The organism is Micromonospora sp. NPDC049523 (assembly GCF_040676775.1).
Taxonomy (GTDB): Bacteria; Actinomycetota; Actinomycetes; order Mycobacteriales; family Micromonosporaceae; genus Micromonospora_G.
The window spans coordinates 33,803-58,603 of the sequence record NZ_JBFAPP010000008.1 but is presented as its reverse complement, the minus strand read 5'-3'; the positions used below and the strand labels follow the sequence as shown (position 1 = coordinate 58,603).

The window sequence follows — 24,801 nt, the reverse complement described above, 5'->3', positions numbered from 1 at the left end:
CGGCTCACCGGGTGGCGGTGGCCATGGCGAGCGCCTCGCGGGCCTGGGCGTACCGGCGCAGCACCTCGCGTACGGGCGCGACGACGAGTTCCTTGCCCACCTCGGAGACGGCAGAGTGCAGCCGCTCCTCGGCCCGTCCGCCGGCCCGCCGCGCCGCGAACCCGATGATCGGCTTGACCAGCAGGGCGACCACCACCCCGAGCAGCAGGCCGCCGAGCAGCAGCACGGTCGGCATCGGCACCACCCCGACGGTCGGGTAGTCCAGCGGCGGTAGACCCAGCGCGCGCAGGGCGTACCCGAGCACCAACCAGCCGAGCCCGGCCAACGCGGCCAGGATGGCCAGCCACTGCACCCCGCCGACGATCCGCCACCACACCGGGCTGCGCCCCATGCCGAGGTCGGTGCCGGCCACCGCCCGGTCGAGCGCGTCCGGCAGGTCGTTGAGGCGGGACCGGGCCGCCGCGGTCACCGCCGCCGTCCACGGGTCGGGGAGCGCGGCCCCGGACTGGTCGGCGATCGCCCGTACGGCCAGCCCGACGGCGGCCCGCTGGGCAGCGGTCGGGTCGGGCAGCGAGGTGACACCGACCGGGGTGGAGCCGATGCCGGAATCGACGGCCGGGGTGTCGTCCCGCCCGGGACCGGGCAGGTGCAGCCGCCGCAGCGGATCGGGACGCAGCCGGCGCCAGCCGCGTACGACCGGCCAACCGGTGGCACTGGCGGCCCGGTGCACGTACGCCCGACGGGTCGCCTCGGCCACCGCCGGCACCCCGGCCGAGCCGGCGAGCGCCTCGGTGAGCCGTCGGATCGTCCGCCGGTCGATGTCGTTCTCGTTCGCCGGTGGGCCCATCAGCTCGGCGAGTTCGTCGACTACCACGTCCACGTCGGCGGAGAGCCGGCTCAGCGCCGCCTGCCGCTCGGCGACCGTACGTTCGAGGGTGGCCCGCAGGTCGGCGATGCCGGCCTGGTTGAGGGTCGAGGTGGCCAGCACCGGCACCTGGTCGAGCTCGTCCCGGGCGAGGATCTGGCGCAGGTCGGCGACCACCCGGGGCACGTCGGCCGGCGGTAGCCGGTCGGACTGGTTGAGCACCACCACGGTGACGTCCTGGTGCCGTTTGAAGTCGCGCAGGTAGTTGGCGTGCACCACCCGGTCGGCGTACTTCTGCGGGTCGACCACCCAGACGACGAGGTCGACCAGGCCGAGCAGCCGGTCCACCTCGGCTCGGTGCGCCCACTGGACCGAGTCGAAGTCGGGCAGGTCGAGCAGGACCAGGCCGTGCAGCGCCAGCTCGTCGTCGCCGTCGAGCGCGCTTTCCCGTACGAACCGGTGGCGGGGGAGCACGCCGACCCAGTCGAGCAGCTTGGCGGCGCCGGTCAGGGGTCCCCAGACGCAGGCGTGGGTGACGCCGGTGGTCGGCCGGCGTACCCCGACCGGGGACATCTCCCACCGGGCGAGCGCGTTGAACAGGCTCGACTTTCCGCTGCCGGTGGCACCGGCGAGCGCGACCACGGTGTGGTCCCGGGACAGGGCGAGCCGGGCTTCGGCCCGTTCGACCAGGGTGTGCGCGGCGCCGAGGCGCTTCTCCGGCAGCAGCCCGTCGACCGCACGGCGGAACCGGTCGATCGCCTCCAGTCGGTTCAGCAGCCGGTCGGCGTCGATCAGCCGGCCGCCGCGCAGCGCGTCGCGTACCTTGCCCGCGAGGTTGCTCACCGGGCTCCCTCCGGGCCGCCGGTGGTGAGGCCGGTTCGGGCCCGGGCGCGTTCGACCGCCTCGGCAGCGGCGCGCAGCCGGGCGCCGGGTTCCGCGCCGACCTCGACGGTCGCGAGCTGGTCGAGGTAGCGGGCCATCTCCTCGTCCAGCAGCCGGTCGACCAGGACCAGCAGGTCGCGTCGGGCGCGGGCGGCCAGCGTACGGATGGCCTGGTCACCGAAGATCGCTTCGAGCACCTTCTGTGCGGCGACGGTGGTGCCGCCGGCCGCGGCGACCTCCAACCCAGTCGGGATGAAGGCGGTCGAGGCGAAGACCGCCACCATGACCGCGAGCCCCATCGCGTTGACCGCGTACGCGGCGGTACGGGCGACGAAGCGCTTGTCACCGGCCTCGGCCCGGACCAGCTCGAGTACGCCGCGCTGCCAGTCCCGGATCAGCCGCTCGGCCCGGTCCGGCAGGTCCACACCGGGACGGCCGAGGGCCGGGGTGAGCAACGCAGCCCCCGAGGGATGGGTGTGCCAGGCGTTGTACGCGCCCTCGGCGGCCTCGGCGGCGACTCCGCGCAGCAGGTTGACCAGTTGGGACTCGATCGCGTTCTGGAGTTGCCGGCCCGGCGCGGGGCGCCCGGTGACCGCGGCGACGACCCGGTCACGGAGCCGGCCGATCCGCGCCTCCAGGGTGCGGAACAGTTCACCGGTGCCGACGAACTCCTGCCAGCGGTTGAGCACCTCGCCGCGGAGCAGCCGGCCGTCCTGGAGACCGTGCTCGACCGTACGCCGGGCGCCCCGGTAGGCGGCGCGGGCGCGTTCGGCGAGGTCGTCGGCGGTCTCCGCCTGGTCGTCGGCGGCGGTGGCCAGGCTGGCGACCGCCGGCCGCAGCGCGCTCAGCGCGCCGTCGAGGGTCTGCCGGACCACCGCGGCTCGGGCGTCGGCGTCGCCGGCCAGCCGGGCGAACCAGGAGCGCAGCGGCGCGGTGTACCGCTCCGGCAGCAGGCCCTGCCCGTCGACCGGGGTCTCGGGGAGCACGAACAGCGGCGCCGCGCCCAGCTTCTGTTCGGTGAGCATCTCGGTGAGGTGGTCGGCCACCTCGTCGGCGGCCTCGCGTGGCACCCGGTCGAGCACCAGGGCGATCACGGTGCCGCGCAGCCGGGCGGTGCGCAGCAGTTCCCACGGGACGGCGTCGGCGTACCGGGCGGCGGTGGTGACGAAGAGCCACAGGTCGGCGGCGGCGAGCAACTGCGAGGCGAGGGCCCGGTTGGCGTCGACCACCGAGTCGATGTCGGGTGCGTCGAGGAAGGCCAGGCCGGGGGCGAGGGCCGGCGCCGCGATGAGCTGCAGCGTGCCGGGGTCGTCACTGGCGTCGGTCGTACGGGTCAGGCCGGGCAGCAGTTCGCCCTGCCGGAACCAGGCCAGGTCGCTCGGGTTGCAGACCAGGACGGGTGCCCTGGTGGTCGGCCGGAGCACTCCGGTGGCGCTGACCCGCGCCTGGACCAGGCTGTTGACCAGGGTCGACTTGCCGGCGCCGGTGGAGCCGCCGACGACCACGAGCAGCGGTGCGTCGAGCCGGGCCAGGCGTGGCAGCAGGTAGTCGTCGAGTTGCGCGGCCACCGCCGCGCCGACCTGCCGGGCCTCGTCGGCCGACGGCAGGACCAGCGGGTACGTCGTCTCGGTGATCGCCGTACGCAGTTGCGCCAGCGCGGGTCGCAGGTCGGGTTCGGTGCTTTCCGCGACCTCTGGACCGTCGGCTGCCCGCCAGGTCACCTCGTGCACCACAGGTGCCCGATGGGTGCCTTCGGGCACCGCGGCCCCGGTACGCCCTCCGGCGGGCCCGGTGTCGCCGGTCCCGGCGATCGGTTGCTCCGCAGGGGCCCGCTCAGGGGGCGGCGGTGAGGAAGATTCGGATATTGTGGGAGGTTTCTCCACGATGGCGGGCGCGCCGGGACCGCTGGCGGGATCGCCGTGCGTCGTCACGGGTAAAGCCTGCCTGATGCATGCAAGACAGACAACAGGCACCCATGTCGGTCCGGCGGTACCAATGTGGTGACGGCCGGCATTCGGCCCTGCTCAGCGGGCCGATCGGCCGAGGTTGCGTGGATGTGACTCAACTCCAACTTGACGCCTGGGATCATCGTGGCACTATTGAGTCCGGTCCACTCAACTTGCGGTGGGTGTGCTGCGGGCGGTGCCCGTCACCTGCCTAGTAACGAAGCGAGGAAGCAAAGATGGCACGTGCGGTCGGCATCGACCTCGGCACGACGAACTCCTGCGTCAGCGTTCTCGAAGGCGGTGAGCCTACCGTCATCGCGAACGCCGAGGGCTCGCGGACGACTCCTTCGATCGTCGCGTTCGCCCGTAACGGTGAGGTGCTCGTCGGTGAGGTCGCCAAGCGCCAGGCGGTGACCAACCCGGACCGGACCATCCGGTCGGTCAAGCGGGAGGTCGGCACCAACTGGTCGGTAGACATCGACGGCAAGAAGTACACCCCGCAGGAGATCTCGGCGCGCACGCTGATGAAGCTCAAGCGGGACGCGGAGGCATACCTGGGCGAGCGGATCACCGACGCGGTGATCACCGTTCCGGCGTACTTCAACGACGCCCAGCGGCAGGCCACCAAGGAGGCCGGTGAGATCGCCGGCTTCAACGTACTGCGGATCGTGAACGAGCCGACCGCGGCGGCGTTGGCCTACGGGCTGGACAAGGGCTCCAAGGAGCAGACCGTACTGGTCTTCGACCTCGGTGGCGGCACCTTCGACGTGTCGCTGCTGGAACTGGCCGAGGGCGTGGTCGAGGTCAAGTCGACCAGCGGTGACAACCACCTGGGCGGCGACGACTGGGACGAGCGGATCATCGACCACCTGGTCAAGACCTTCCGGGGCCAGCACGGCGTCGACCTGTCCCAGGACAAGATGGCGATGCAGCGGCTCCGCGAGGCGGCCGAGAAGGCCAAGATCGAGCTGTCCGCGGCGACCACCACCAGCATCAACCTGCCGTACATCACCGCCGGTCCGGCGGCCACCGACGGTGCCCCGTCGGCCCCGCTGCACCTCGACGCGACCCTGACCCGGGCCGAGTTCCAGCGCATGACGCAGGACCTGCTGGACCGCACCAAGGGCCCGTTCGAGCAGGCGATCAAGGATGCCGGCGTCAAGGTCGCCGACGTCGACCACGTGATCCTGGTCGGTGGCTCCACCCGTATGCCGGCCGTCTCCGAGCTGGTCAAGCAGCTCATCGGCCGGGACCCGAACAAGGGCGTCAACCCGGACGAGGTCGTCGCGGTCGGTGCGGCGCTGCAGGCCGGTGTGCTCAAGGGCGAGGTCAAGGACGTCCTGCTGCTCGACGTGACCCCGCTGAGCCTGGGCATCGAGACCAAGGGCGGCATCTTCACCAAGCTGATCGAGCGCAACACGACCATCCCGACCAAGCGCTCCGAGGTCTTCACCACGGCGGACGACAACCAGCCGTCGGTGCTGATCCAGGTCTTCCAGGGTGAGCGCGAGATCGCGTCCTACAACAAGAAGCTCGGCACCTTCGAGCTGACCGGGCTGCCGCCGGCACCGCGCGGCGTGCCGCAGGTCGAGGTCACCTTCGACATCGACGCCAACGGCATCGTGCACGTCAACGCGAAGGACCTCGGCACCGGCAAGGAGCAGTCGATGACGATCACCGGCGGCTCGGCGCTGCCGAAGGACGACATCGAGCGGATGATGCGCGACGCCCAGGACCACGCCGACGACGACAAGCGCCGCCGCGAGGAGGCGGAGACCCGCAACGTCGCCGAGCAGCTCCAGTGGCAGACCGAGAAGTTCCTGGCCGAGAGCGGCGACAAGCTCCCCGGCGAGTCCCGCGACCAGATCAACGAGGCCCTCGGCGACCTGCGCAGCGCGCTCGGCGGCACCGACCTGGAGGCGATCAAGTCGGCGCACGAGAAGCTGGCCACGGTCTCCCAGCAGGCCGGCTCGCTGCTCTACACCCAGCAGGCGGAGCAGGGCGAGCAGCCCGGCGCCGCGGGCGCGGGTGCCGGCGCGACCGGTGCCGGCCCGACCGGCAAGCCGGCCGGCGGTCCGGACGACGTCGTGGACGCCGAGATCGTCGACGAGGACGACAAGAAGTGACCCGTCGCCACCACGCCGGCCCGGCCGCCACCGCGCGGCCGGGACCGGCGCTGCCTTCGGCGCTGATCGGCGCGAGGTAGTCGCGTGGCCGAACAGCGCAGGGTGATCGCCCAGCTCGGTCCGACGGACCGGGATCTGGACGAGCGGAGCGAGGAGAAGTCATGACGGAGAAGCCACAAGCCGCCGACCCGGAGACCACCGGGTCGACGCCGGGTGGCTCCGGCCCGGCGCAGGAGCAGGCTGGCGAGCGGGTTGTCATCCGGGACAAGCGGAAGATCGATCGGCACGACAACGGGTCTGAGCCGGCCACCGACGACGCCGATGCGGCGCAGGCCGAGGCGCAGGTGAACGGGGTCGAGCCGGGACAACCGGACGAGTCGGAGGACGGCGAGGAACTGGTCGGCGAGCCGGACACCCCGATCCTGGACGAGTTGGTCGAGGACGCCGAGGTCGAGGTCGAACTCGGCGACGGCAAGGCGCGGGTGCCGAAGCTGGACCAGCCGAGCGGCCCGGAGGGCGCCGTGGTGGACGCACCGGCAAAGCCGGTCAGCGGCTCTCCCGGCCCGCTGGGCGCCGAGTTGGAGGCACTGCGCGGCGAGCTCGAAGAGCGGACCCGGGACCTTCAGCGGGTGTCGGCGGAGTACGCCAACTACCGCAAGCGGGTGGACCGGGACCGGGGGCTGGCAGCCGAGCAGACCACCGGGCAGGTGCTGACCGCGCTGTTGCCCGTACTGGACGATCTGGACCGGGCACGCGAACACGGCGACCTGGTCGGGCCGTTCGGCACCGTGGCCGAGCAGCTCAACACGGCACTGACCAGGTTCGGCCTGACCCCCTTCGGGGAGAAGGGCGACCCGTTCGACCCGACCCGGCACGAGGCGGTGGCGCACCAGACCTCGGCCGAGGTCACCGAGCCCACCTGTGTCTCGGTGATGCGTCGGGGCTACCAGCTCGGCGAGAAGCTGTTGCGCCCCGCGCTGGTCGCCGTCGCCGATCCGGAGTAGTTGGATTCGACTGTCATGATCGGGGCGTACCGGGGGCCGCTGAGGCGGACGCGGTACGCCCCGATCACGACGCGAGGAAGGGGGTGGACGACAGATGAGTTCCAAGGACTGGCTGGAGAAGGACTTCTACGCCGCGCTGGGTGTGGGTAAGTCCGCCTCCTCCGACGAGATCAAGAAGGCGTACCGCAAGCTCGCCCGCGAGTCCCACCCGGACCACAACCCGGGTGACCCGCAGGCAGAGGAGCGGTTCAAGACCGTCTCCGAGGCGTACGACGTGCTCTCCGACGAGCGCAAACGCCGGGAGTACGACGAGATGCGCTCGCTGTTCGGCTCGGGCGCGTTCCGGCGCAACGCCCGCAGCGGGCAGCCGGGTGCCGGCGGATACCCATTCGACGTCTCCGACCTGTTCGGCAACGCCGGTCAGGCCGGTGCCGGCGGTGCAGGTGACCGCCGGTTCGGCGGCGCCGGATTCTCCGACCTGTTCAGCTCGATCTTCTCCGGTGGCGGTGCCGCCGGTGCGCCGCCACGGGCCCGTGGCCCGGCTCGGGGGCGCGACGTCGAGGCGGAGGTCGTACTCGACTTCAACGACGCCGTACGCGGGGTCACCCTGCCCCTGACGCTGCGCGCGCCGGGAGTCTGCGACACCTGCCACGGCGACGGCGCCAAGCCCGGCACCCAGCCGCGGGCCTGCCCGCAGTGCCACGGTGCCGGTGTGGTCACCCGCAACCAGGGCTCGTTCAGCTTCTCCGAGCCGTGCCGCGAGTGCCAGGGCGTCGGCACAGTGGTCGAGGAGAAGTGCCCCGAGTGCCTCGGCACCGGCGGGGTGACCAAGACCCGCACCCTGAACGTACGGTTCCCGGGTGGGGTGGCCGACGGCCAGCGGATCCGGCTTGCCGGGCGCGGTGAGCCGGGCGAGCGCGGCGGCTCCGCCGGTGACCTGTACGTGCTGGTCAAGGTACGCAACGACGAGCTGTTCGGGCGCAGCGGTGACGACCTCACGCTGACCGTGCCGATCACCTTCGCCGAGGCGGTGCTCGGCACCGACCTGCGGCTGCCCACCATGGACGGTGCGGTGACCCTGCGGGTGCCGCCGGGCACCCCGAGCGGCCGGACCCTGCGGGCCCGCGGCAAGGGTGTTGCCCGCCGTGACGGACAGCCGGGTGACCTGCTGGTGACCGTGGAGGTCACGGTGCCGGCGCAGGTCTCCGCGGAGGCCCGCGAGGCGTTGGAATTGTTCGCCAAGCAGACTCCTCCGGCCGGGCGGGAACATCTCGACGCCCGGGTGCGTCGAGTCAACTAGTGGTCGTGATGCGGAGGTGAGTGGCGATGGCTGAGGAAATCATCATCTCGGTCGAGACGTCGTCCGATGCCAAGGTGTTGATGATCTCGGTAGCGGCGCGGATGGCGGGAATGCACCCCCAGACGCTGCGCCAGTACGACCGGATGGGCCTGGTCCAGCCCGGTCGGGCGGCCGGCGGTGGGCGGCGCTACAGCGTGCGCGACGTCGCCCTGCTGCGTGAGGTGCAGCGACTCAGTCAGGACGACGGGGTCAACCTCGCCGGCATCAAGCGGATCATCGGCCTGGAGCAGTTGGTCGACGAGTTGCAGCAGCGGATGGCGCAGATGGAAGCCGAGCTGGAACACGCGTACCGGCGGGTTGCCGAACTGGAGGCCCTGGCGGTCAGCGGCCCGTTCCCGCGCCGCGACCTCGTACCGACCAACCAGGTCTCGACCGCCCTGGTCGTCTGGCGCCCCCGCCCCCGCTGACCCGGCCCGTTCGGATACCACGACGCCCCGCATTTCCCCCCGGAACTGCGGGGCGTTGCCCTACCTTGAGGATGCCGGCACGGGCCGGGATCCACGGGGGCTCCCGGCCCGTACCGCCCGCCCCGCCCGCCCCGCCCGCCCCGCCCACCCCCCACCCCGGGGCCCGCGACGATCTTGCAGTTGTGGTGCCCCAATTCACGTGTTTCATCCACATTCGTCAACCGCCACAACTGCAAGATCGTCGCGTGTTTCGGGTGGGGGGGGTTTGCATATGTCGGTCGTCGGCATATGGTGGGTGGGTGAGTTCACGGATGCGGGAACCTACGTACTTCATCCTGGCGGCGTTGCAGGACGAGCCGCTGCACGGCTACGCGATCATGACCAGGGCCGGTGAGCTGTCGCGGGGGCGGGTTCGGCTCGCCACTGGCACGCTCTATGCCGCGCTCGACCGGCTCACCGGCGAGGGGTACGTGGTTTCGACCCACGAGGAGATCGTCAACGGTCGCGCCCGGCGCTACTACCGACTCACCCCGGACGGGGCGGCCGCCCTGCGATCGGAAGCCGAGGCGATGGCGGCCGCGGCCAGGGTCGTGACCGACCGGACGGCCTTCTCGCCGGCACCACGACCCGCGGCGGGTCTGGCATGACCGAGCTGGAGCGACGGTACGCGGGCTGGTTGCGCCTCTACCCCAAGGCTTACCGGCGGGCCCGGGGCGCCGAGATGCTGGCCGTGTTGATGGACTCGTCCCCGCCGGACCGGAGCCGTCCGCAGTGGCGGGAGGTACGCGGGCTGATCCTCGGCGCGCTCCGGGTCCGGGCCGGTGCACACGGTCGCCGTACGGTCGGGCATTCCTGGCGGGTGTCTCTGCGTACCGCTGCCTTGATGTTGTTGATCGTGGCCGGCGGCGACGTGCTCTGGCAGATGACGCGCCATTCGGTAGGGGCGAGCCTCGTCGTCGTCGCCGCGTGTGTGTTGGCGATGGTGGCGGTCTTCCGGGGGGCGTACCTTGCGGCGACCGTGCTGACGGCCGGGGCGTTCGTGCTGGACGCGGTCGCCCGCCAGGGCATTTACGAGTTCTCGTCGTCGTGGCCGTTGCCGCTCGCCGTAGTGCTGCTGATTCCGCTCGTCGGACGCGGGGCGGTGACGGCGCCGAGGTCACTGCACCTCATGCTGCTCGTACCGCTGGTGTCGGTCACGCTCCAGGGGTACGGGACGATCGCGCAGGAACCGGCGTTCCAGACCGCCGGCCGTACGGTGTGGCAGACGCTCGCCGTCGCCGCGATCATCTGGTCCATTGTGGATGAACGGGTCACGATCTCGTTGGGGCTCGCCTTCCTCTACGTCGTCGTCAGCAGCGCCGCGAGCGACCTGGTGGCAATGGGAGCCTGGTCGACGGGAAGCTGGGCGCTGATCGACCTGGCTGTCCTGGCGACTCTGCCGGTCCTCAACATCGCGGTCGGCGCCACGGTTGCCGTGTTCCGCGCCCGCATCTGACGGGCCCGAGTCCGACCCGGGGCGGCCGGCAGGATCAACGGGGGCTGCCGGCCGCTCCGGGCCGCAACGTCGAGGGCTGTTGCTCGGTCAGGCGAGGCGGCGGTTCTGGCGGACCAGCCCGCCCTCGCACCAGTCGTGGTAGTTGAACAGCTCCGGCTTGGCCAGCAGCACCCGACTGTTGTGCGCCCAGACCTGCATCTGTTCGTCGCCGCCCTGCTCGGCCTGCTCGACCAGCTTGCGCAGCCGCCGCTTCGGGTGGGCACGGAACTTCGTCCGGATGCCGTCGGCCGCGTAGATGTAGAGGCAGTGCAGGGCGAACCGGCGGGCCGGGCAGGACCGGTCCATCGCCAGGTCGAACAGGGTGGTGATCAGCCGGTCACCGGAGACCAGCAGGTCCCAGTCCTGTGGCATGGATTGCAGCGGCACCGAATCGGGCTGGTAGGCCCATGCGCGCAACTCGGTGGGAGACGGGTCCACCGGGTTGGAGAAGCCTTGGAACGCGGTCTGCTGCACGCTCACCGGGCCGACCTTCCGCTCTCGCGAGCGCGGGACACTCAGCGTCCCGCGCACACCACCACCTGCTGCGGCGACACGGTAGCGTGCCGCCGCCGATCTGGGGAAGAACCCTGACGTGCCATTTCATCAAGCCGTTACGCCAAAAGTACGGAGAGTCCCCCGTACCGGGGCGATTCAGTCGACTGCCGGTGCCGGCTTGAGCGCCGACGCCTGAGCCTTGCGGCGCAACCAGTCCTTGAACCAGCGCATGTCCGGCAGTCGAGCCAGCATCGGACCGCTGACCACGGTGATCAACACGTATGCCGTGGCGAGCGGGGCGAGTTGCGGTTCGATCGCCGCCCCGGTGGAGGTGACCGCCAGTCCGGCGATGACGATCGAGAACTCGCCGCGTGGCATCAGTGCGAGTCCCGTACGCCAGCGGCCCGGCAGGGCTATCCCGACCCGGCGGGCGGCCAGGTAGCCGGTCAGCACCTTCGTGCCCATCGTGACCACGGCCAGCCCCAGCGCCGGCAGCAGTACCGGCGGCATGTCGGCGGGGTCGGTGGCGAGCCCGAAGAAGACGAAGAAGACGGCGGCGAACAGGTCCCGCAGGGGTGAGAGCAGTTCGGTCGCGTGGTGTGCGACCGGCCCGGAGAGGGCGATGCCGACCAGGAACGCGCCGACCGCCGCCGAGACCTTCAGCCCGGCTGCCAGGCCCGCCACCAGCAGGGTCAGCCCGAGTACGCCGAGCAGCAGCGCCTCCGGGTCCTGTGGCGCGAACATCCGGGAGATGACGTGCCCGTACTTGATCGCGACGACCAGCACCACGATGACCGTGGCGACCGCGATGGCCAGCGCCTGCGCCCCGCCGAACAGCCCGATGCCGGCGAGCAGCGCGGTCACCAGCGGCAGGTAGAGCGCCATCGCGAGGTCCTCGATGACCAGGATCGAGAGGATGACCGGGGTTTCCCGGTTACCGAGCCGACCCAGGTCGGCCAGGACCTTGGCGATCACGCCGGACGACGAGACCCAGGTGATGCCGGCGAGCACCACGGCCGACAGCCAGCCCCAGCCGAGCAGCAGCGCGAACGCGGCGCCGGGCAGTGCGTTGAGCAGCCCGTCGATCAGTCCGGCGGGGGCGGCCGAGCGGAGGTTGCCGACGAGTTCGCTGGCCGAGTATTCCAGGCCGAGCATGACCAGCAGCAGGATCACGCCGATCTCGGCGCCGACGGCGAAGAACTCCTCGCTGGCCGAGAGCGGCAGGATGCCGCCGTGTCCGAAGGCCAGGCCGGCCAGCAGGTAGAGCGGGATCGGGGAGAGCCCGATCCGGCGGCTCAGCCGGCCGAGCAGGCCGAGCCCGAGCAGCAGCGCGCCGACTTCGACGAGCAGGACTGTTTGATCGTGCATCCGCGATCAGCCGTCCGGATCGCTGTCGGCGAGGATCGCGGTGACGCCGTCGAGACCCGTGCGGGTACCGACCACGACCACCACATCGCCGGCTTCGAAGCGGAACGAGGGATCGGGGGAGGCGATGACCTCGCGCTCGCGCAGCACTGCCACGATCGAGGCGCTGGTCCGGGTGCGAGCCTTGGTGTCGCCCAGTCGACGCCCGACGTACGGTGACCCTGCCGGGATGGAGATCTGCTCGGTGAGCAGTCCGGCGGCCTGCTGGCGCAGCCCGGAGAGCTGGCCCAGCATCAGCGAGGCGCCGAGGATGTCGGCCAGTGCCTCCGCCTCGTCGTCGGTCAGCGGGATGTCCGCCGTGCAGGCGTCGGGGTCGTCGCGATCGTAGAAGACCAGATCGCGTCGACCGTTCCGATGGGTGACCACCCCGAGCCGGCGCCCGGACGTGGTCACCATGTCGTGACGCACGCCGATCCCGGGCAGGGCGGTCTGTTCTACGCGTACTCGCACGGCAGCAACGCTACCGTGTGCCTTCACACAGCTGCGAGCGACCGGAAGTGTGCTGATCACGGCCGGGATGGTGGCGGGAATCCGGTTTCCGGAGTGATCGACGTCACAGCGTAGAGTTGAGCGGAATAGACTCAACTCTGGTTGTGTCGTCACCAGTGGACACGCCGATCCAGGGGAGCCCATGAACGCCGAACGTCTCACCACCAAGAGCCGCGAAGTCATCACCGGCGCGGTCGCCATCGCCAACCAGCGCGGCCACGCCACCGTCGAACCGTGGCACCTGCTGTTGTCGCTGCTGGACACCGGTGGCTCGACCGCCGGTGGCCTGCTGCGCGCCGTTGGCGCCAACCCGGCGGACATCCGTCGGGCCGCCGCCCGAGCAGTGGAGAACCTGCCCGCCGCACGCGGCGCCAGCGTCGCCGAACCCAGCCTGTCCCGCGAGTTCGCCAACGCCATCGGCGCCGCCGAACAGATCGCCCGACCGCTCGGCGACGAGTACACCTCGACCGAGCACCTGCTCGCCGGCCTGGCCCGGGTGGGCGGCGCGGTGGCCCAGGCGCTCAAGACCGCCGGTGTCACCGAGGAGGACCTGGTCGCGGCGTTCCCGACCGTACGGGGTGGCGATCGCCGGGTGACCACCGCCGACCCCGAGCAGACCTACCAGGCACTGGAGAAGTACGGCGTCGACCTGACCGCCAGCGCCCGTGCCGGCAAGATCGACCCGGTGATCGGGCGCGACTCGGAGATCCGCCGGGTGATCCAGGTGCTCTCCCGGCGTACCAAGAACAACCCGGTCCTCATCGGCGAGCCCGGCGTCGGCAAGACCGCGATCGTCGAGGGCCTGGCCCAGCGGATCGTCGCGGGTGACGTACCGGAGTCGCTGCGGGACAAGAAGCTGGTCTCGCTCGACCTGGGCGCGATGGTGGCCGGGGCGCAGTACCGCGGCCAGTTCGAGGAGCGGCTCAAGTCGGTGCTGGAGGAGATCAAGGGCTCCGACGGCCAGGTGATCACCTTCCTCGACGAGCTGCACACCGTGGTCGGCGCCGGCAAGGGCGAGGGCTCGATGGACGCCGGCAACATGCTCAAGCCGATGCTGGCCCGCGGCGAGCTGCGGATGGTCGGCGCGACCACGCTGGACGAGTACCGCGAGCACATCGAGAAAGACCCGGCGCTGGAGCGCCGGTTCCAGCCGGTGCTGGTCGGCGAGCCGACCGTCGAGGACACCATCGGCATCCTGCGCGGGCTCAAGGAGCGCTACGAGGTGCACCACGGCGTACGGATCACCGACGCCGCACTGGTCGCCGCCGCGTCGCTGTCCGACCGGTACATCACCGAGCGCTTCCTGCCCGACAAGGCGATCGACCTGGTGGACGAGTCCGCCTCCCGGCTCCGGATGGAGATCGACTCCCGGCCGGTCGAGGTGGACGAGATCGAGCGGGCCGTACGCCGCCTCGAAATCGAGGAGATGGCGCTGGCCAAGGAGCCGGACGCCGCCTCCGCCGAGCGCCTGACCCGGCTTCGTAAGGAACTGGCCGACAAGCGCGAACAGCTCACCGCTCTCAGCGACCGGTGGCGGCTGGAGAAGGAGCACATCACCCGGCTCTCCGCCGCCAAGGAGGAGCTGGAACGGCTCGGCGGCGAGGCCGAGCGGGCCGAGCGTGACGGCGAACTGGAACTGGCCGCCGAGCTGCGCTACGGCCGCATCCCCACCATGCAGGGCGAACTGGCGCGGGCCGAGGCGGAACTCGCCGTACTCCAGGCGGCCGGGGCGATGCTCAAGGAGGAGGTCGGCGCCGACGACATCGCCGCCGTGGTCGCCGCCTGGACCGGCATCCCCGCCGGCCGGCTGCTCGAAGGCGAGACCGCCAAGCTGCTCCGGATGGAGGAGTCGCTCGGCTCCCGGGTCGTCGGGCAGCCCGAGGCGGTCGGCGCGGTCGCCGACGCGGTCCGCCGGGCGCGGGCCGGTGTCGCCGACCCGGACCGACCCACCGGCAGTTTCCTCTTCCTCGGCCCCACCGGCGTCGGCAAGACCGAGCTGGGCAAGGCCCTGGCCGAGTTCCTCTTCGACGACGAACGGGCCATGGTACGCATCGACATGAGCGAGTACGCCGAGAAGCACTCGGTGGCGCGCCTGGTCGGTGCCCCGCCCGGCTACGTCGGGTACGAGGAGGGCGGCCAGCTCACCGAGGCGGTGCGCCGCCGGCCGTACTCCGTGGTGCTGTTGGACGAGGTGGAGAAGGCCCACCCGGACGTCTTCGACGTGCTGCTCCAGGTGCTCGACGACGGCCGGCTCACCGACGGTCAGGGGCGCACGGTCGACTTCCGCAACGCGATCCTGATCCTCACCTCGAACCTCGGCTCGGGACTGATCACCGACCCGACCCTCACCGAGGAGCAGCGGCGCGACGCGGTGCTCGCGGTCGTCCGTACCCATTTCAAGCCGGAGTTCCTCAACCGGCTCGACGACATCGTGGTCTTCGCGGCCCTGACCGGCGACGACCTGCGGTCCATCGTGGACATCCAGCTCGACCGGCTGCGTCGGCGGCTGGCCGACCGGCGGCTCGCGCTGGTCGTCGACGACCCGGCCCGCGACTGGCTGGCCCAGCACGGGTACGACCCGATCTACGGTGCCCGCCCGCTGCGCCGGCTGGTCCAGTCGGCGATCGGCGACCGGCTGGCCCGGGCGCTGCTCGCCGGTGAGATCCGTGACGGTGACGTGGTCCGGGTGGAGCTGGCCGAGAGCAAGGACGCGCTGACGGTCTCCGCCGGCTGATCGGCCCGGATCCCGGTGGGGATGCTGCTGGACGGGCGGCAATCTCCACCGGGATCCGGGTTCGGAACGGCTCGATTGGGGCAGAATCAAAGACATGGCTGATTCCCCCGCACCGGGTTCCCCCGCCTCGGGCGACGGCATCGAGGCGGCGGTGGACCAACTCCGTAGCGCCGACGCGGTGGCGTTCGGCGGAGTGGGTTTCGCCGGCCGGATCCTGCCGGCGACCGAGGCGTACCACACGCTCGAGGTGGCGCTGCCCAGCCGGCTGGACGAGGTACGCCGGCACATCTGCGAACTGCTCAAGCACGGCACCCCCGCCGGCAAGGTGTACGCCGCCACCCTGCTCACCCGCTTCGACCCACCCGCCGCCCGCGCCGCCTGGCAGTCGCTGACCGGCGAACGGGACGAGTTCACCACCTACACCGGCTGCCTGGTCGACCAGACGACCGTCGGCGAGTACGCCACCGCCCAACTCGACCAGGGCTGATCCGTACGGCGTCAGCGGACGGCTTTTCGCCCACTGTCGCCGGCTGCCCTTGATCGCTACCGTCACGCCGGTGAGCTACGCGTGGCAGTACCCACCACCCGGCTTCCCGCCGCCCGGTCCGCCGCCCTTCCCGCCGTACGCGTCGATCCCGCCACCGCCCCCGGCGCGGCCGGCGACCGTGACCGTGGCCGGCTGGCTGGTGTGGGGCGTCATCGGGGTGCTGCTGGCCGAGATCGTGCTCGGCATCGCGTCCGCGGTGCACTTCTCGGGCGAGATCGACCGGGCCGCGGCACTGACCGACCCGGATCCGTCCGAGGTGAGCACCGAGCGATTCGGCAACATCCTGGGCCTGCTGTTCACCGGGGTTCCGGCGCTGGTGCTCGTGATCTGGCTCGCGATCTGCGTACCGCCGCTGCTGCGGGGACGCAACGCCGCCCGGATCCTCACCATCGTCCCGGCCGGGCTGATGCTGCTGCTGGCCTGCTGCCTACCGGTCGGATTCGGCATGATGGTCGGGGGGTTCCTGCTCAGTGGCCCGGTGCTGGACGAGCCGACGGCGAGCGGGCCGTGGCCCGAGTCGGAGCCCGGTGCGGCCCCGGACTATCCCGACGAGCCGGACTTCTCGCAGTTCGAGGACTCCGAGTTCTACGACCGGCTCTACCTCGACACCGATCCGGTCTGGGACCTGCTCGGTATGGCCGCCCCGCTGCTGGCGCTGCTGGCGTTCGGGCTGGTGGTGGCCGTCGCGGTGCTGCTGCTGACACCCTCGGCGAACCGGTTCTTCCGACCGTGGCACCAACCGCCGACATTCTGGCCCGGCTACCCGTACCCGGTGCCGGTGTTCACCCCGCCCGGATATTCGTGGCAGCCCCCGATCGCGCCGGACGTGTCGGGTGCGGCTGGTGATGTGGGGAAGGAACCGACCGGCTGAGGGTGCCCGCTGGTTGGTTTTCGTCGATGGGTGGGTACGGGTGCGCGGGGTTGTTACCGTCGGCGCCCGAACAAGGTCGAGAGGAGTGAACCCGGTGAGTGGCGGGACTGCGTACCTGGTGGCAACCCTCGGTTGCCTCGTCGCGGTGGCAGGCGTGGTGGTGGCCGTACTCGCCCTGCGCGCGAAACGGCGGCAGGCCCGGCAGACCGGGCCGGCAAAGGAACGGGACCCGTTCCGGGTGGTGGACGACGACGCCGACGCGCTGCGGGGTGACCCACGCCGACTGCGGCCCGGCGACATCGTCGAGATCCGGCACACCCAGTACGGCGTACGCGGCACGGTCCGGTTCACCGAGGGCGGCTGGAGCTGGACCGAGCACCTGCTGGACGACGCGCACGGCGCGAAGCTCTGGCTCTCGGTCGAGGAGGACCCCGACCTGGAAATGGTGCTCTGGCACGAGGTTCCGGCCACGGAGGCCGTACCGGCACCCGGCCCGCCGCGGCTCGACTTCGACGGACGCGCGTACACCAGCGACGAGTCCGGGCAGGCCCGCTACACCGCCTCCGGCACCACCGGGCTCGACCCCACCGGCACGGCCCGCTACCACGACTACGTCGACCCGACCGGCGCGAAGCTCTCCTTCGACTCGTACGGCGACAGCACCACCTGGGAGGCGTCCCGGGGCGAGCTGCTGCAACGCGCCGAGGTGCAGGTCTATCCACAGTCGACGTCCGGCACCGAGGGTGGACCGGCGGGGCGGGCCGGCTGAACATGCTCGTCACCCTGGACACCCCGTACGCCGACACCACCGCCGCCGAGCTGAGTCTCGCGCTCGGTACGCCGGAACTGCCCGCGCTGCACGTACTCGACCTGGCCCACCCGGACCGACCGGGCGTACGGCTGCGGCTGCGCCTGCTCGGCGCCTCCCACCAGGTCGTGCTCCAGCGGCACGAGGGCGGTGACGGTGACGAGGGTCGGGAGCCGACGGCGGGTGAGCTGGTCGAGACGGTGGCCTGCCTGCCGGGCCGGTCACCCGAGCTGCCGACGGAACTGGCCGACCCGGCCACCGGTTACCGGTTCGCCGCTCGGGTGCTGCGGCTGGACCCGGCCGAGATGTCGGCCCGTACGGCGGTGCTGCGGCGCGAACTCGCCGACGACCCGTACGCGTTGATCGGGGTCTTTCCCGGCGGCCCGGAGGCGATCACCGCGCTGCGGCTGCACCTCGGCGACCCCACCGCCGACCGGCCCGACGGCGGCAACACGATCGGTTGGCGCACCTGGCACGCGTATCCGCAGAGTGGCGAACTCGTCGAGACCGAGACGGTGGTGAGTACGGCATGACGTACCGCAGGTGGTTCTTCATCGGTTCCGCGTTCGCCCTGGTGGGTTCGCTGGTCGCCGGGTTCGCGATCTTCTCCGGCAGCTTCTCCCCACGGGGCTACGTGCAGGACCACTACTCCCGGGCGGCGTCGCGGGACATCGGGACGCAGGCGCTCGCGTACAGCTCGACCAAGACGCCGAGTGCGGTGGCCAAGGACGTCACCGACACCTGGCGCCCGGCCGACCAGTACGTCGACGGCAGCGGCGTCTACCTGCGCTACGACGACGACTCGGTGGTGATCCTGCCGCTGGCCGGCGGCTCGCTGATCCTGCTGGAACGCCTCTCCACCGCGCATTCGCGCTACCACTCCACGGTCGGCAACGCGTGGGGCTGGGGGCGGGGCGTGACCGTACGCGGCGGCGGACCCGGCGCCGGCAAGTAGTTCGTTTCCCCTCCTCACCCCTCGGGAGCCTCATTGAGCACCCTCGTCAACGACCTGCTGGCCACGCTCGCGTTCGGCGTGGTCGGTGTGCTGCTGATGGGCGTCGGCTACGCCCTGGTCGACATGGCCACGCCGGGCCGGCTGCACGAGCTGATCTGGGCGGACCGCAACCGCAACGCCGCGTTGCTGCTCGCCTCGAACCTGGCCGGTGTCGGCATCATCGTGACCACCGCGATCGTGGCCAGCGACGACGACTTCGTCGCCGGCCTGGTCGGCAGTGCCGCGTACGGGCTGATCGGGCTGCTCATCATGGCGGGCGCGTTCCTCCTGCTGGACATGGCCACGCCGGGCCGGCTGGGTGAGATCCTGGTCGACCCGGAACCCCATCCCGCGGTCTGGGTCTCGGCGGTGGTGCACCTCGCCACGGGCGCCGTGATCGCCGCCGCGATCAGCTGATGGCGGACAGTTCGGGGCCGGACCCGCAGGCGAAGCCGCCGCTCGGGCCCGCCGAGCCAGCCGCGCCCGCACCGGCAAAGCGGGCCGATTCGGCCAAGCGGGCCGATTCGGCCAAGCGGACCGCACCGGCGAAGGGGACCACGCCAGCGAAGCGGGTCCAGTCGGCGAAACGGCCCGCGGGCACCCGGGACAAGCGGATCGCCACCTGGCTCAAGGTCGGCGGCCTGGTGCTGGTCGTCGTGCTGGCCATCGTGGGGATGATCCTGCTCGACCGCGCGGACGGCGAGACCGGCGGCGGCGGTACGGCCGTGCCCGCGCCCGATCCGACCGAGCGTGCCGACACCGTCCTCCTGCTGAGCAACGCCCACCAGGCGCAGCAGGTCTGCTACGGGTGGGAGCTTCAGGGTCACGTCCCGAAGGTGAGCGTCGGCTCCAACCTCGGCGACGACGTGCCGGTGGATGGCGACCCCGCTCGGTGCCCGCGCTGGATGAAGGTCATCGCCGATGTCACCTACACCTCGGAGAGCAGCGAGGCCAGTGACTACGCCTCGTTCTGGGTGACCAGCTCGGACGACCTGTCGGGGATCGACTACGTCGAGGGCCTGGGTCGGTTCGGGCTGACCGACGACGACTTCCTGGCCGATCCGGGCTGGGCGATCTGCCGGGCGGCCGTGTTCCTGCCGCTGCTGGTGGCCGAGTCCGGTGGGGCGCCGGCCGCCCCCGTACAGACCACCGGACCGGATCCGTCGGCGTCACCGCAGGCTGCCCCGGCCGCGTTGCCGGACGCGGGCAGCGACTTCTGGCGTGACCGCATGACCGAGGTGCTCGGTGCCGGTTTCCTGCTCCTGATCAGTGTGCTGCTGGTGGCCATCGGCTGGTTCGAGCGACGCCACCAGCGCCGCCTCGGCACGAGGCCGAAAAAGTCGCCAACCGCAGCCACCGCCGGCGCGAACGGTCCGAAACGATGACCGTCGAGCCGCTGTCCAACCCGACCCGGACGACCGAGGCGACCGACCCGACCCGGACGACCGAGGCGTCCGAGGCTTCCGACCCGACCGAGGCGACCGAGGCGTCCGGCCCGGCCGGGGCGGTCGCGCGGCCGCGTTGGCGGGGAGCGCGTGCGGCCGTACTGGCGGCGGTTTTCGTCTGTGCGGCGTGCGGGCTGGTCTACGAGCTGGCGCTGGTTGCGCTGGGCAGCTACCTGATCGGGGACACGGTCGGCCAGGCGTCGATCGTGCTCGGGGTGATGGTCTTCGCGATGGGCGTCGGCGCGCTCGCCGCCAAGCCGTTGCAGTCCCGGGCCGCGGTCGCGTTCGCCGCCGTGGAACTCGCCCTCGCGCTGTTCGGCGGACTGTCGGTGCTCGGGCTCTACGCCGCCTTCGCCTGGCTCGACCTGTACGTCCCGGCCCTGGTCGGCACCGCGTTCCTGCTCGGTCTGCTGATCGGGGCGGAGATCCCGCTGCTGATGGTGCTGCTGCAACGGATCCGTGCGCAGGCGGCCGGCAGCGCGGTCGCCGACCTGTTCGCCGCCGACTACGTCGGTGCCTTGCTCGGCGGGCTCGCCTTCCCGTTCCTGTTGATGCCGGTTTTCGGACAGCTTCGCGGGGTGCTCGTGGTCGGCGTGGTGAACGCGCTGGCCGGGCTCGCGCTGGTCTACACCGTCTTCCGGCGCGAGCTGGGCCGGCGGGCCAAGGTCGGTCTGGCCGCCGGGTCCGTGGCGGTCGGGCTGATCCTCGGGTACGCCTACGTGACGGCGTACGACTTCGAGGTGACCGCCCGGCAGCAGCTCTTCCGGGACCCGGTGGTGTACGCCGAACGCAGCCCGTACCAGGAGATCGTGCTGACCCGGTCGGTCCCGCTCGTCTCCCAGGGCGTGACCGACCTGCGGCTGTTCCTCAACGGGGACCTCCAGTTCAGCTCCGTCGACGAGTACCGCTACCACGAGGCGCTGGTGCATCCGGTGCTGCGCGGGACCCGAGGGTCGGTGCTGGTCCTCGGCGGTGGCGACGGGCTCGCCGTACGGGAGCTGCTGCGCTATCCCGACGTGGAATCGGTGACGGTGGTAGAACTCGATCCTGCGGTGATCCGGCTGGCCCGGACCGAGCCGCAGCTCCGTACGCTCAACCACGACGCGTTCACCGACCCGCGCGTACGGGTGGTCAACGCGGACGCCTTCCAGTGGATGCGTACGCAGGCGCAACGGTTCGACGCGATAGTGGTGGACCTGCCCGACCCGGACGAGACGGCCACGGCCAAGCTCTACTCGGTGGAGTTCTACGCGCTCGTACGCGCGGTGCTGGCCGACGGTGGCCGGATGGTGGTCCAGTCGGGTTCGCCCTACTTCGCGGCCAAGTCGTACTGGTGCATCGAGGCCTCGATCCGCGCTGCCGGCTTCGCCACCACGCCGTACCACGTGGACGTCCCGTCCTTCGGTGACTGGGGTTTCGTGCTGGCGGCACCGGGACCGTCCGGGCCGGCGCTGGGGTTGCCGTCGGACGTACCGCCGTTGCGTTTCCTCGACGCGGACACGCTCCGGCTGGCCGCGAACTTCCCTCCGGACCGCCGCCGGCAGGACCTGCCGCCGTCCACCCTGCTCCACCCCCGCGTGCTGGAGTACGCCCGCGCGGAGTGGCGCAGCTACTGAGCCCGGCGCGAGGGCGACTCGCATCGACGGTCGGTGATGTTCTGACGGCGTGGCGTCGCCCGACACGCCGGTTTGACCGGTAGGGCTGGCGGGGTACCGATACGGTGATCCTCGATCTGAGGGGAAGGAGCGCCGTGTCTGATCCGAACTACCCGGCGGGTACCGCGGCGAGGCCGCGTCCGAGCACCGTCACCTACGCCGGATATCTGCTCTACCTGGTCGCCGCGGTTCAGTTGATCGGGGCGATCATCACGCTTCCGCTCATCGGCACCATCAGCGACGTCTACGAAGAGGCGTACGCCGGCACCGACCTCGACGGCGCGGGTGCCGTGGGCACCGCGACCATCGTCGTCACCGCGGTGGTGGGGCTGGTCGTCGCGATCGGCCTGGTTGTCCTCGCGCTGTTGAACAACCGCGGCAAGAACCCCGCCCGGATCGTGACCTGGGTGCTCGGCGGTCTCTTCTTCTGCTGCTCGGTCGCGGGTCTGGCACTGACGGCGGCGGGCAGCGCGCTGACCCCGTCGTCCAGCGGCGACGCGAACGTGCCGGACGAGGCCGAGATCCAGCGGATGTTGAACGACCGGCTGCCCGGCTGGTACGAACCGCTCAGCAACCTGCTGAGCGTGGTCGCGGTGCTCGCCGTCCTGGCGGCGCTGATCCTGCTGGCCCTGCCGCCGTCGAACGAGTTCTTCCGCAAGGCGCAGCCGGTCTGGCAGCCGCCCGTGCCGGGCTCGGCGTACCCCGGTTACCCGCAGTCGACGCCGGGGACCGACCCGTCGCAGCCGTCCGGGCCGAGCCCGACCACGCCGCCGGCTGCTCCCCGCGACGGCGACTCGGACGACCAATGGGGACCGCCGCCGTCGGCCCCGCCACCGTCCGGACCCTCGACCAGCTGACCGGACCGTCAGCGCACCGACCGATTCGACGACTCGTCGAATTGGTCGGACCGGGATAGGGCTTCCGCGTGATCCCCCCGAGTAGGTTGCATTCCGACGCCTACTCGGGGGGATCTGTCGTGTCGGACCCAGCGCACGTGTGGCCCGGTGGCCCGGTCCCGCCGGTGGCCGGTTGGCCCGCCCCAGCGCCCACCGTGGCGCCGAACCGGCGTCCGGGGGTGGTCGTGCTCGCCGCCGCGGTGCTGGGCGTCATGGCGGCCGGTGGGCTGGTCCACGCGATCCTCGGGCTGGCCACCTCGGGCGGCACGGTCGACCGGTTCCGGGCCGCCGCCGGGCAGGCCGGTGTCGACCGGTCGGAGGTGGACGGCTTCGTGGCGCTGCTCCGGGTCGGCGCGGGGGTCAGTACGGCGGTCGCCGTCGGGGCGGCGGTGCTGCTGGTCGTCCTGGCGGTGGGCAACCTGCGCGGCGCCAACCGGGTCCGGATCACCACCTGGGTGGTCTGCGGGCTCGGTCTGCTCTGCGGCTGCGGCACGCTGGCGACCGTGGTCGTGCAGCGCACGGTGCCGCTGACCAGCACACGGGACGACCAGATGACAACCGAGCTGATCCGGGCGCTCGGCGACGCGTACCCGTCCTGGTGGGTTCCGCTGACGGCCGGGCTTTCGGTGGCCCAGGCACTCGGTTACTTTGTAGTAGCAACGCTGCTGGTGCTGCCCGCGGCGAACGCCTTCTTCCGTGGGCGGACGCCTGTCCAGGTGCAGCCGCCGGTGCCACCGCCGCCGAACTGGTAAGGACCTGCCCGTGCCAGCAGTGCCCGTTCCGCCCCGTACCGGTTCGGCTCGCGCCCTGGTGACCGGTGCGACCGCGGGTATCGGCGCGGCCTTCGCCCGGCGGCTCGCCGCCGACGGGCGGCACCTGGTGCTGGTCTCCCGCGACGGCGAGCGGCTGGCCGGGCTGGCGGCGGAGTTGGCCGAGCGGCATCAGGTTCGGGTGGACACGCTTCCGGCCGATCTCACCACCGACGATGGGTGCCTCGCGGTGGAACGGCGACTCGCGGAGTCGGCCGAACCGATTGAACTTCTCGTGAACAGTGCCGGCATCAGTCTGGCCCGTTCGTTCCTCCGTTCGACCGTCGAGGACGAGGCACGTTTGTTACGGCTCAATGTCCACGCGGTCATGCGCTTAACCCTTGCGGCCCTGGCCACCATGACCGTACGGCGCGATGGGGCAGTGATAAATGTCTCTTCGGTTGCCGGCTTCGGAGCCGTAATGCCGGGCTCCACCTACTCCGCCAGCAAGGCCTGGGTGACCAATTTCAGCGAGTCCGTGGGCCAGTCCACCCGCCGTTACGGCGTACGGGTGATGGCGCTCTGCCCGGGCTTCACCCGTACCGAATTCCATCAGCGGGCCGGCATCAACGTGTCCAAAATGCCTGATTGGCTGTGGCTCTCGGCTGACAACGTGGTGGCCGATGCCCTGCGTGACCTGGGAAAAGGCAAGTTGGTCAGCGTTCCGGACTGGAAATACAAGGCGGCGGTCTTCGGGTTGCGGCACGCCCCCCGTGGACTGCTGAGGACGGTCAGCGGCGACACCCGGGCGCGGGTCGGACGCGACGAGCGTTGATCTTGTTGTCCCGGCGACGGCCCGCGGACGAGGCGGTCGGGGATCCCGCAATCTGGTTACCCACACCGGATTCCGAGTACGCAGAGTAGTCGCGCACCGTCAATCCTGAGCATCATCGCCGATGGCGGATCGCCGGCCGGTCGGGTCCACCCGACGGCACCCAGACTCGAGCAGTACCCTTGGGCGCCATGGGGGACCACGACGACCTGCGTAAATTCATTTCCGACCTGGCCGTAGTACACGGCCGGGTCGTGCTGTCCTCCGGTCGTGAGGCGGACTGGTACGTGGATCTGCGCCGGGTGACTCTCCATCACGCGGCGGCACCATTGGTGGGCCGAGTGTTGCTCGACCTGACCGCGGACTGGGATTTCGAAGCGGTCGGTGGCCTGACCCTGGGCGCCGATCCGGTTGCCGCGTCCATGCTGCACGCCGCCTCGGCGACGGGGCGCGGGCTGGATGCCTTCGTGGTGCGTAAGGCCGAGAAGACGCACGGCCTGCAGCGGCGGATCGAGGGGCCGGAGGTGGCCGGTCGCCGGGTGCTGGCGGTGGAGGATACTTCGACGACGGGTGGCAGTGTGCTGACCGCGGTCGAGGCGTTGCAAGAGGCTGGGGCCGAGGTTGTGGGCGTTGCGGTTATTGTTGATCGAGGCGCGGGCGACGCCGTTCGAGCGGCCGGACTGCCATACCGAGCGGCCTATACGTTGCCTGACCTCGGCCTAGTGGCCTAAAAGTTT

Annotated in this window: 24 protein-coding genes; 19 read left to right on the top strand and 5 right to left on the bottom strand. The window is 71.3% G+C overall.

The genetic code is table 11. The annotated features are described in order from the left end of the window. Positions 1-4: 4 nt before the first annotated feature. Both AB0J90_RS14235 and AB0J90_RS14230 read right to left on the bottom strand, forming a co-directional pair. On the bottom strand, positions 5-1,708 hold the full coding sequence (locus tag AB0J90_RS14235; protein WP_363595776.1) for a GTPase: 1,704 nt from the start codon (positions 1,706-1,708) through the stop codon (positions 5-7). Further along, positions 1,705-3,414 (bottom strand): ABC transporter, encoded by a 1,710-nt coding sequence (locus tag AB0J90_RS14230; RefSeq protein ID WP_363596245.1) that lies wholly within the window; start codon positions 3,412-3,414, stop codon positions 1,705-1,707. The genes AB0J90_RS14235 and AB0J90_RS14230 overlap by 4 nt, the downstream gene beginning before the upstream one ends. A gap of 515 nt (positions 3,415-3,929) precedes the next feature. Between AB0J90_RS14230 and dnaK the strand changes: the two genes are divergently transcribed. From dnaK to AB0J90_RS14200, 6 genes are all read left to right on the top strand, one after another. Continuing rightward, positions 3,930-5,819, top strand: coding sequence for a molecular chaperone DnaK (gene dnaK, locus AB0J90_RS14225; protein ID WP_363595774.1), 1,890 nt, complete (start codon positions 3,930-3,932; stop codon positions 5,817-5,819). Between the two features lie 161 nt (positions 5,820-5,980). Further along, positions 5,981-6,823 carry a nucleotide exchange factor GrpE gene (gene grpE / locus AB0J90_RS14220; RefSeq protein ID WP_363595772.1) on the top strand — a complete coding sequence of 281 codons (843 nt, stop codon included), beginning with the start codon at positions 5,981-5,983 and terminating at the stop codon, positions 6,821-6,823. Positions 6,824-6,917: 94 nt separating this feature from the next. Next, on the top strand, positions 6,918-8,123 hold the full coding sequence (gene dnaJ / locus AB0J90_RS14215) for a molecular chaperone DnaJ (protein WP_363595771.1): 1,206 nt from the start codon (positions 6,918-6,920) through the stop codon (positions 8,121-8,123). A gap of 26 nt (positions 8,124-8,149) precedes the next feature. Beyond that, positions 8,150-8,590 carry a helix-turn-helix transcriptional regulator gene (locus tag AB0J90_RS14210; protein WP_363595769.1) on the top strand — a complete coding sequence of 147 codons (441 nt, stop codon included), beginning with the start codon at positions 8,150-8,152 and terminating at the stop codon, positions 8,588-8,590. 299 nt (positions 8,591-8,889) lie between these two features. Further along, positions 8,890-9,237: a PadR family transcriptional regulator gene (locus tag AB0J90_RS14205; RefSeq protein ID WP_363595767.1), complete on the top strand. Its 348-nt coding sequence runs from the start codon at positions 8,890-8,892 to the stop codon at positions 9,235-9,237. Then, complete coding sequence (locus AB0J90_RS14200) at positions 9,234-10,085, top strand: hypothetical protein (RefSeq protein ID WP_363595765.1); 852 nt, start codon at positions 9,234-9,236, stop codon at positions 10,083-10,085. The genes AB0J90_RS14205 and AB0J90_RS14200 overlap by 4 nt, the downstream gene beginning before the upstream one ends. A gap of 87 nt (positions 10,086-10,172) precedes the next feature. Here AB0J90_RS14200 and AB0J90_RS14195 read toward each other — a convergent pair whose 3' ends face one another. The 3 genes from AB0J90_RS14195 to AB0J90_RS14185 form a co-directional block, all read right to left on the bottom strand. Continuing rightward, complete coding sequence (locus AB0J90_RS14195; RefSeq protein WP_326562006.1) at positions 10,173-10,604, bottom strand: hypothetical protein; 432 nt, start codon at positions 10,602-10,604, stop codon at positions 10,173-10,175. 171 nt (positions 10,605-10,775) lie between these two features. Next, a complete protein-coding gene (locus AB0J90_RS14190) occupies positions 10,776-11,987 on the bottom strand; it encodes a cation:proton antiporter (RefSeq protein ID WP_363595763.1) in 1,212 nt (403 codons plus the stop codon). Between the two features lie 6 nt (positions 11,988-11,993). Then, complete coding sequence (locus tag AB0J90_RS14185; protein ID WP_363595761.1) at positions 11,994-12,494, bottom strand: cation:proton antiporter regulatory subunit; 501 nt, start codon at positions 12,492-12,494, stop codon at positions 11,994-11,996. A 181-nt stretch (positions 12,495-12,675) separates the two neighbouring features. Here AB0J90_RS14185 and clpB point away from each other — a divergent pair, with 181 nt between their 5' ends. The 13 genes from clpB (at position 12,676) to pyrE (ending at position 24,795) form a co-directional block, all read left to right on the top strand. Beyond that, positions 12,676-15,267: an ATP-dependent chaperone ClpB gene (gene clpB, locus AB0J90_RS14180; RefSeq protein ID WP_363595759.1), complete on the top strand. Its 2,592-nt coding sequence runs from the start codon at positions 12,676-12,678 to the stop codon at positions 15,265-15,267. Positions 15,268-15,361: 94 nt separating this feature from the next. Next, positions 15,362-15,754, top strand: a complete 393-nt coding sequence (locus tag AB0J90_RS14175; RefSeq protein ID WP_363595757.1) for a hypothetical protein — start codon at positions 15,362-15,364, stop codon at positions 15,752-15,754. A gap of 70 nt (positions 15,755-15,824) precedes the next feature. Next, entirely contained in the window at positions 15,825-16,685 is an 861-nt protein-coding gene (locus AB0J90_RS14170) for a hypothetical protein (protein WP_363595756.1), read from the top strand. A gap of 94 nt (positions 16,686-16,779) precedes the next feature. After that, positions 16,780-17,454, top strand: a complete 675-nt coding sequence (locus tag AB0J90_RS14165) for a DUF4178 domain-containing protein (protein ID WP_363595754.1) — start codon at positions 16,780-16,782, stop codon at positions 17,452-17,454. A 2-nt stretch (positions 17,455-17,456) separates the two neighbouring features. Continuing rightward, positions 17,457-18,026: a DUF2617 family protein gene (locus AB0J90_RS14160; protein WP_363595752.1), complete on the top strand. Its 570-nt coding sequence runs from the start codon at positions 17,457-17,459 to the stop codon at positions 18,024-18,026. After that, positions 18,023-18,448, top strand: a complete 426-nt coding sequence (locus AB0J90_RS14155) for a DUF4247 domain-containing protein (RefSeq protein WP_363595750.1) — start codon at positions 18,023-18,025, stop codon at positions 18,446-18,448. The genes AB0J90_RS14160 and AB0J90_RS14155 overlap by 4 nt, the downstream gene beginning before the upstream one ends. A 33-nt stretch (positions 18,449-18,481) precedes the next feature. Beyond that, a complete protein-coding gene (locus tag AB0J90_RS14150; RefSeq protein ID WP_363595748.1) occupies positions 18,482-18,904 on the top strand; it encodes a DUF350 domain-containing protein in 423 nt (140 codons plus the stop codon). Next, entirely contained in the window at positions 18,904-19,872 is a 969-nt protein-coding gene (locus AB0J90_RS14145) for a hypothetical protein (protein WP_363595746.1), read from the top strand. Before AB0J90_RS14150 ends, AB0J90_RS14145 begins: the two co-directional genes overlap by 1 nt. Next, positions 19,869-21,548, top strand: a complete 1,680-nt coding sequence (locus tag AB0J90_RS14140; RefSeq protein WP_363595744.1) for a polyamine aminopropyltransferase — start codon at positions 19,869-19,871, stop codon at positions 21,546-21,548. The genes AB0J90_RS14145 and AB0J90_RS14140 overlap by 4 nt, the downstream gene beginning before the upstream one ends. A 134-nt stretch (positions 21,549-21,682) precedes the next feature. After that, positions 21,683-22,444: a hypothetical protein gene (locus tag AB0J90_RS14135; RefSeq protein ID WP_363595743.1), complete on the top strand. Its 762-nt coding sequence runs from the start codon at positions 21,683-21,685 to the stop codon at positions 22,442-22,444. Positions 22,445-22,563: 119 nt separating this feature from the next. Further along, positions 22,564-23,235 (top strand): hypothetical protein, encoded by a 672-nt coding sequence (locus tag AB0J90_RS14130; RefSeq protein ID WP_363595741.1) that lies wholly within the window; start codon positions 22,564-22,566, stop codon positions 23,233-23,235. 19 nt (positions 23,236-23,254) lie between these two features. Further along, complete coding sequence (locus tag AB0J90_RS14125) at positions 23,255-24,067, top strand: SDR family oxidoreductase (RefSeq protein ID WP_363596243.1); 813 nt, start codon at positions 23,255-23,257, stop codon at positions 24,065-24,067. A gap of 188 nt (positions 24,068-24,255) precedes the next feature. After that, on the top strand, positions 24,256-24,795 hold the full coding sequence (pyrE, locus tag AB0J90_RS14120) for an orotate phosphoribosyltransferase (RefSeq protein ID WP_363595739.1): 540 nt from the start codon (positions 24,256-24,258) through the stop codon (positions 24,793-24,795). Positions 24,796-24,801 lie beyond the last annotated feature (6 nt).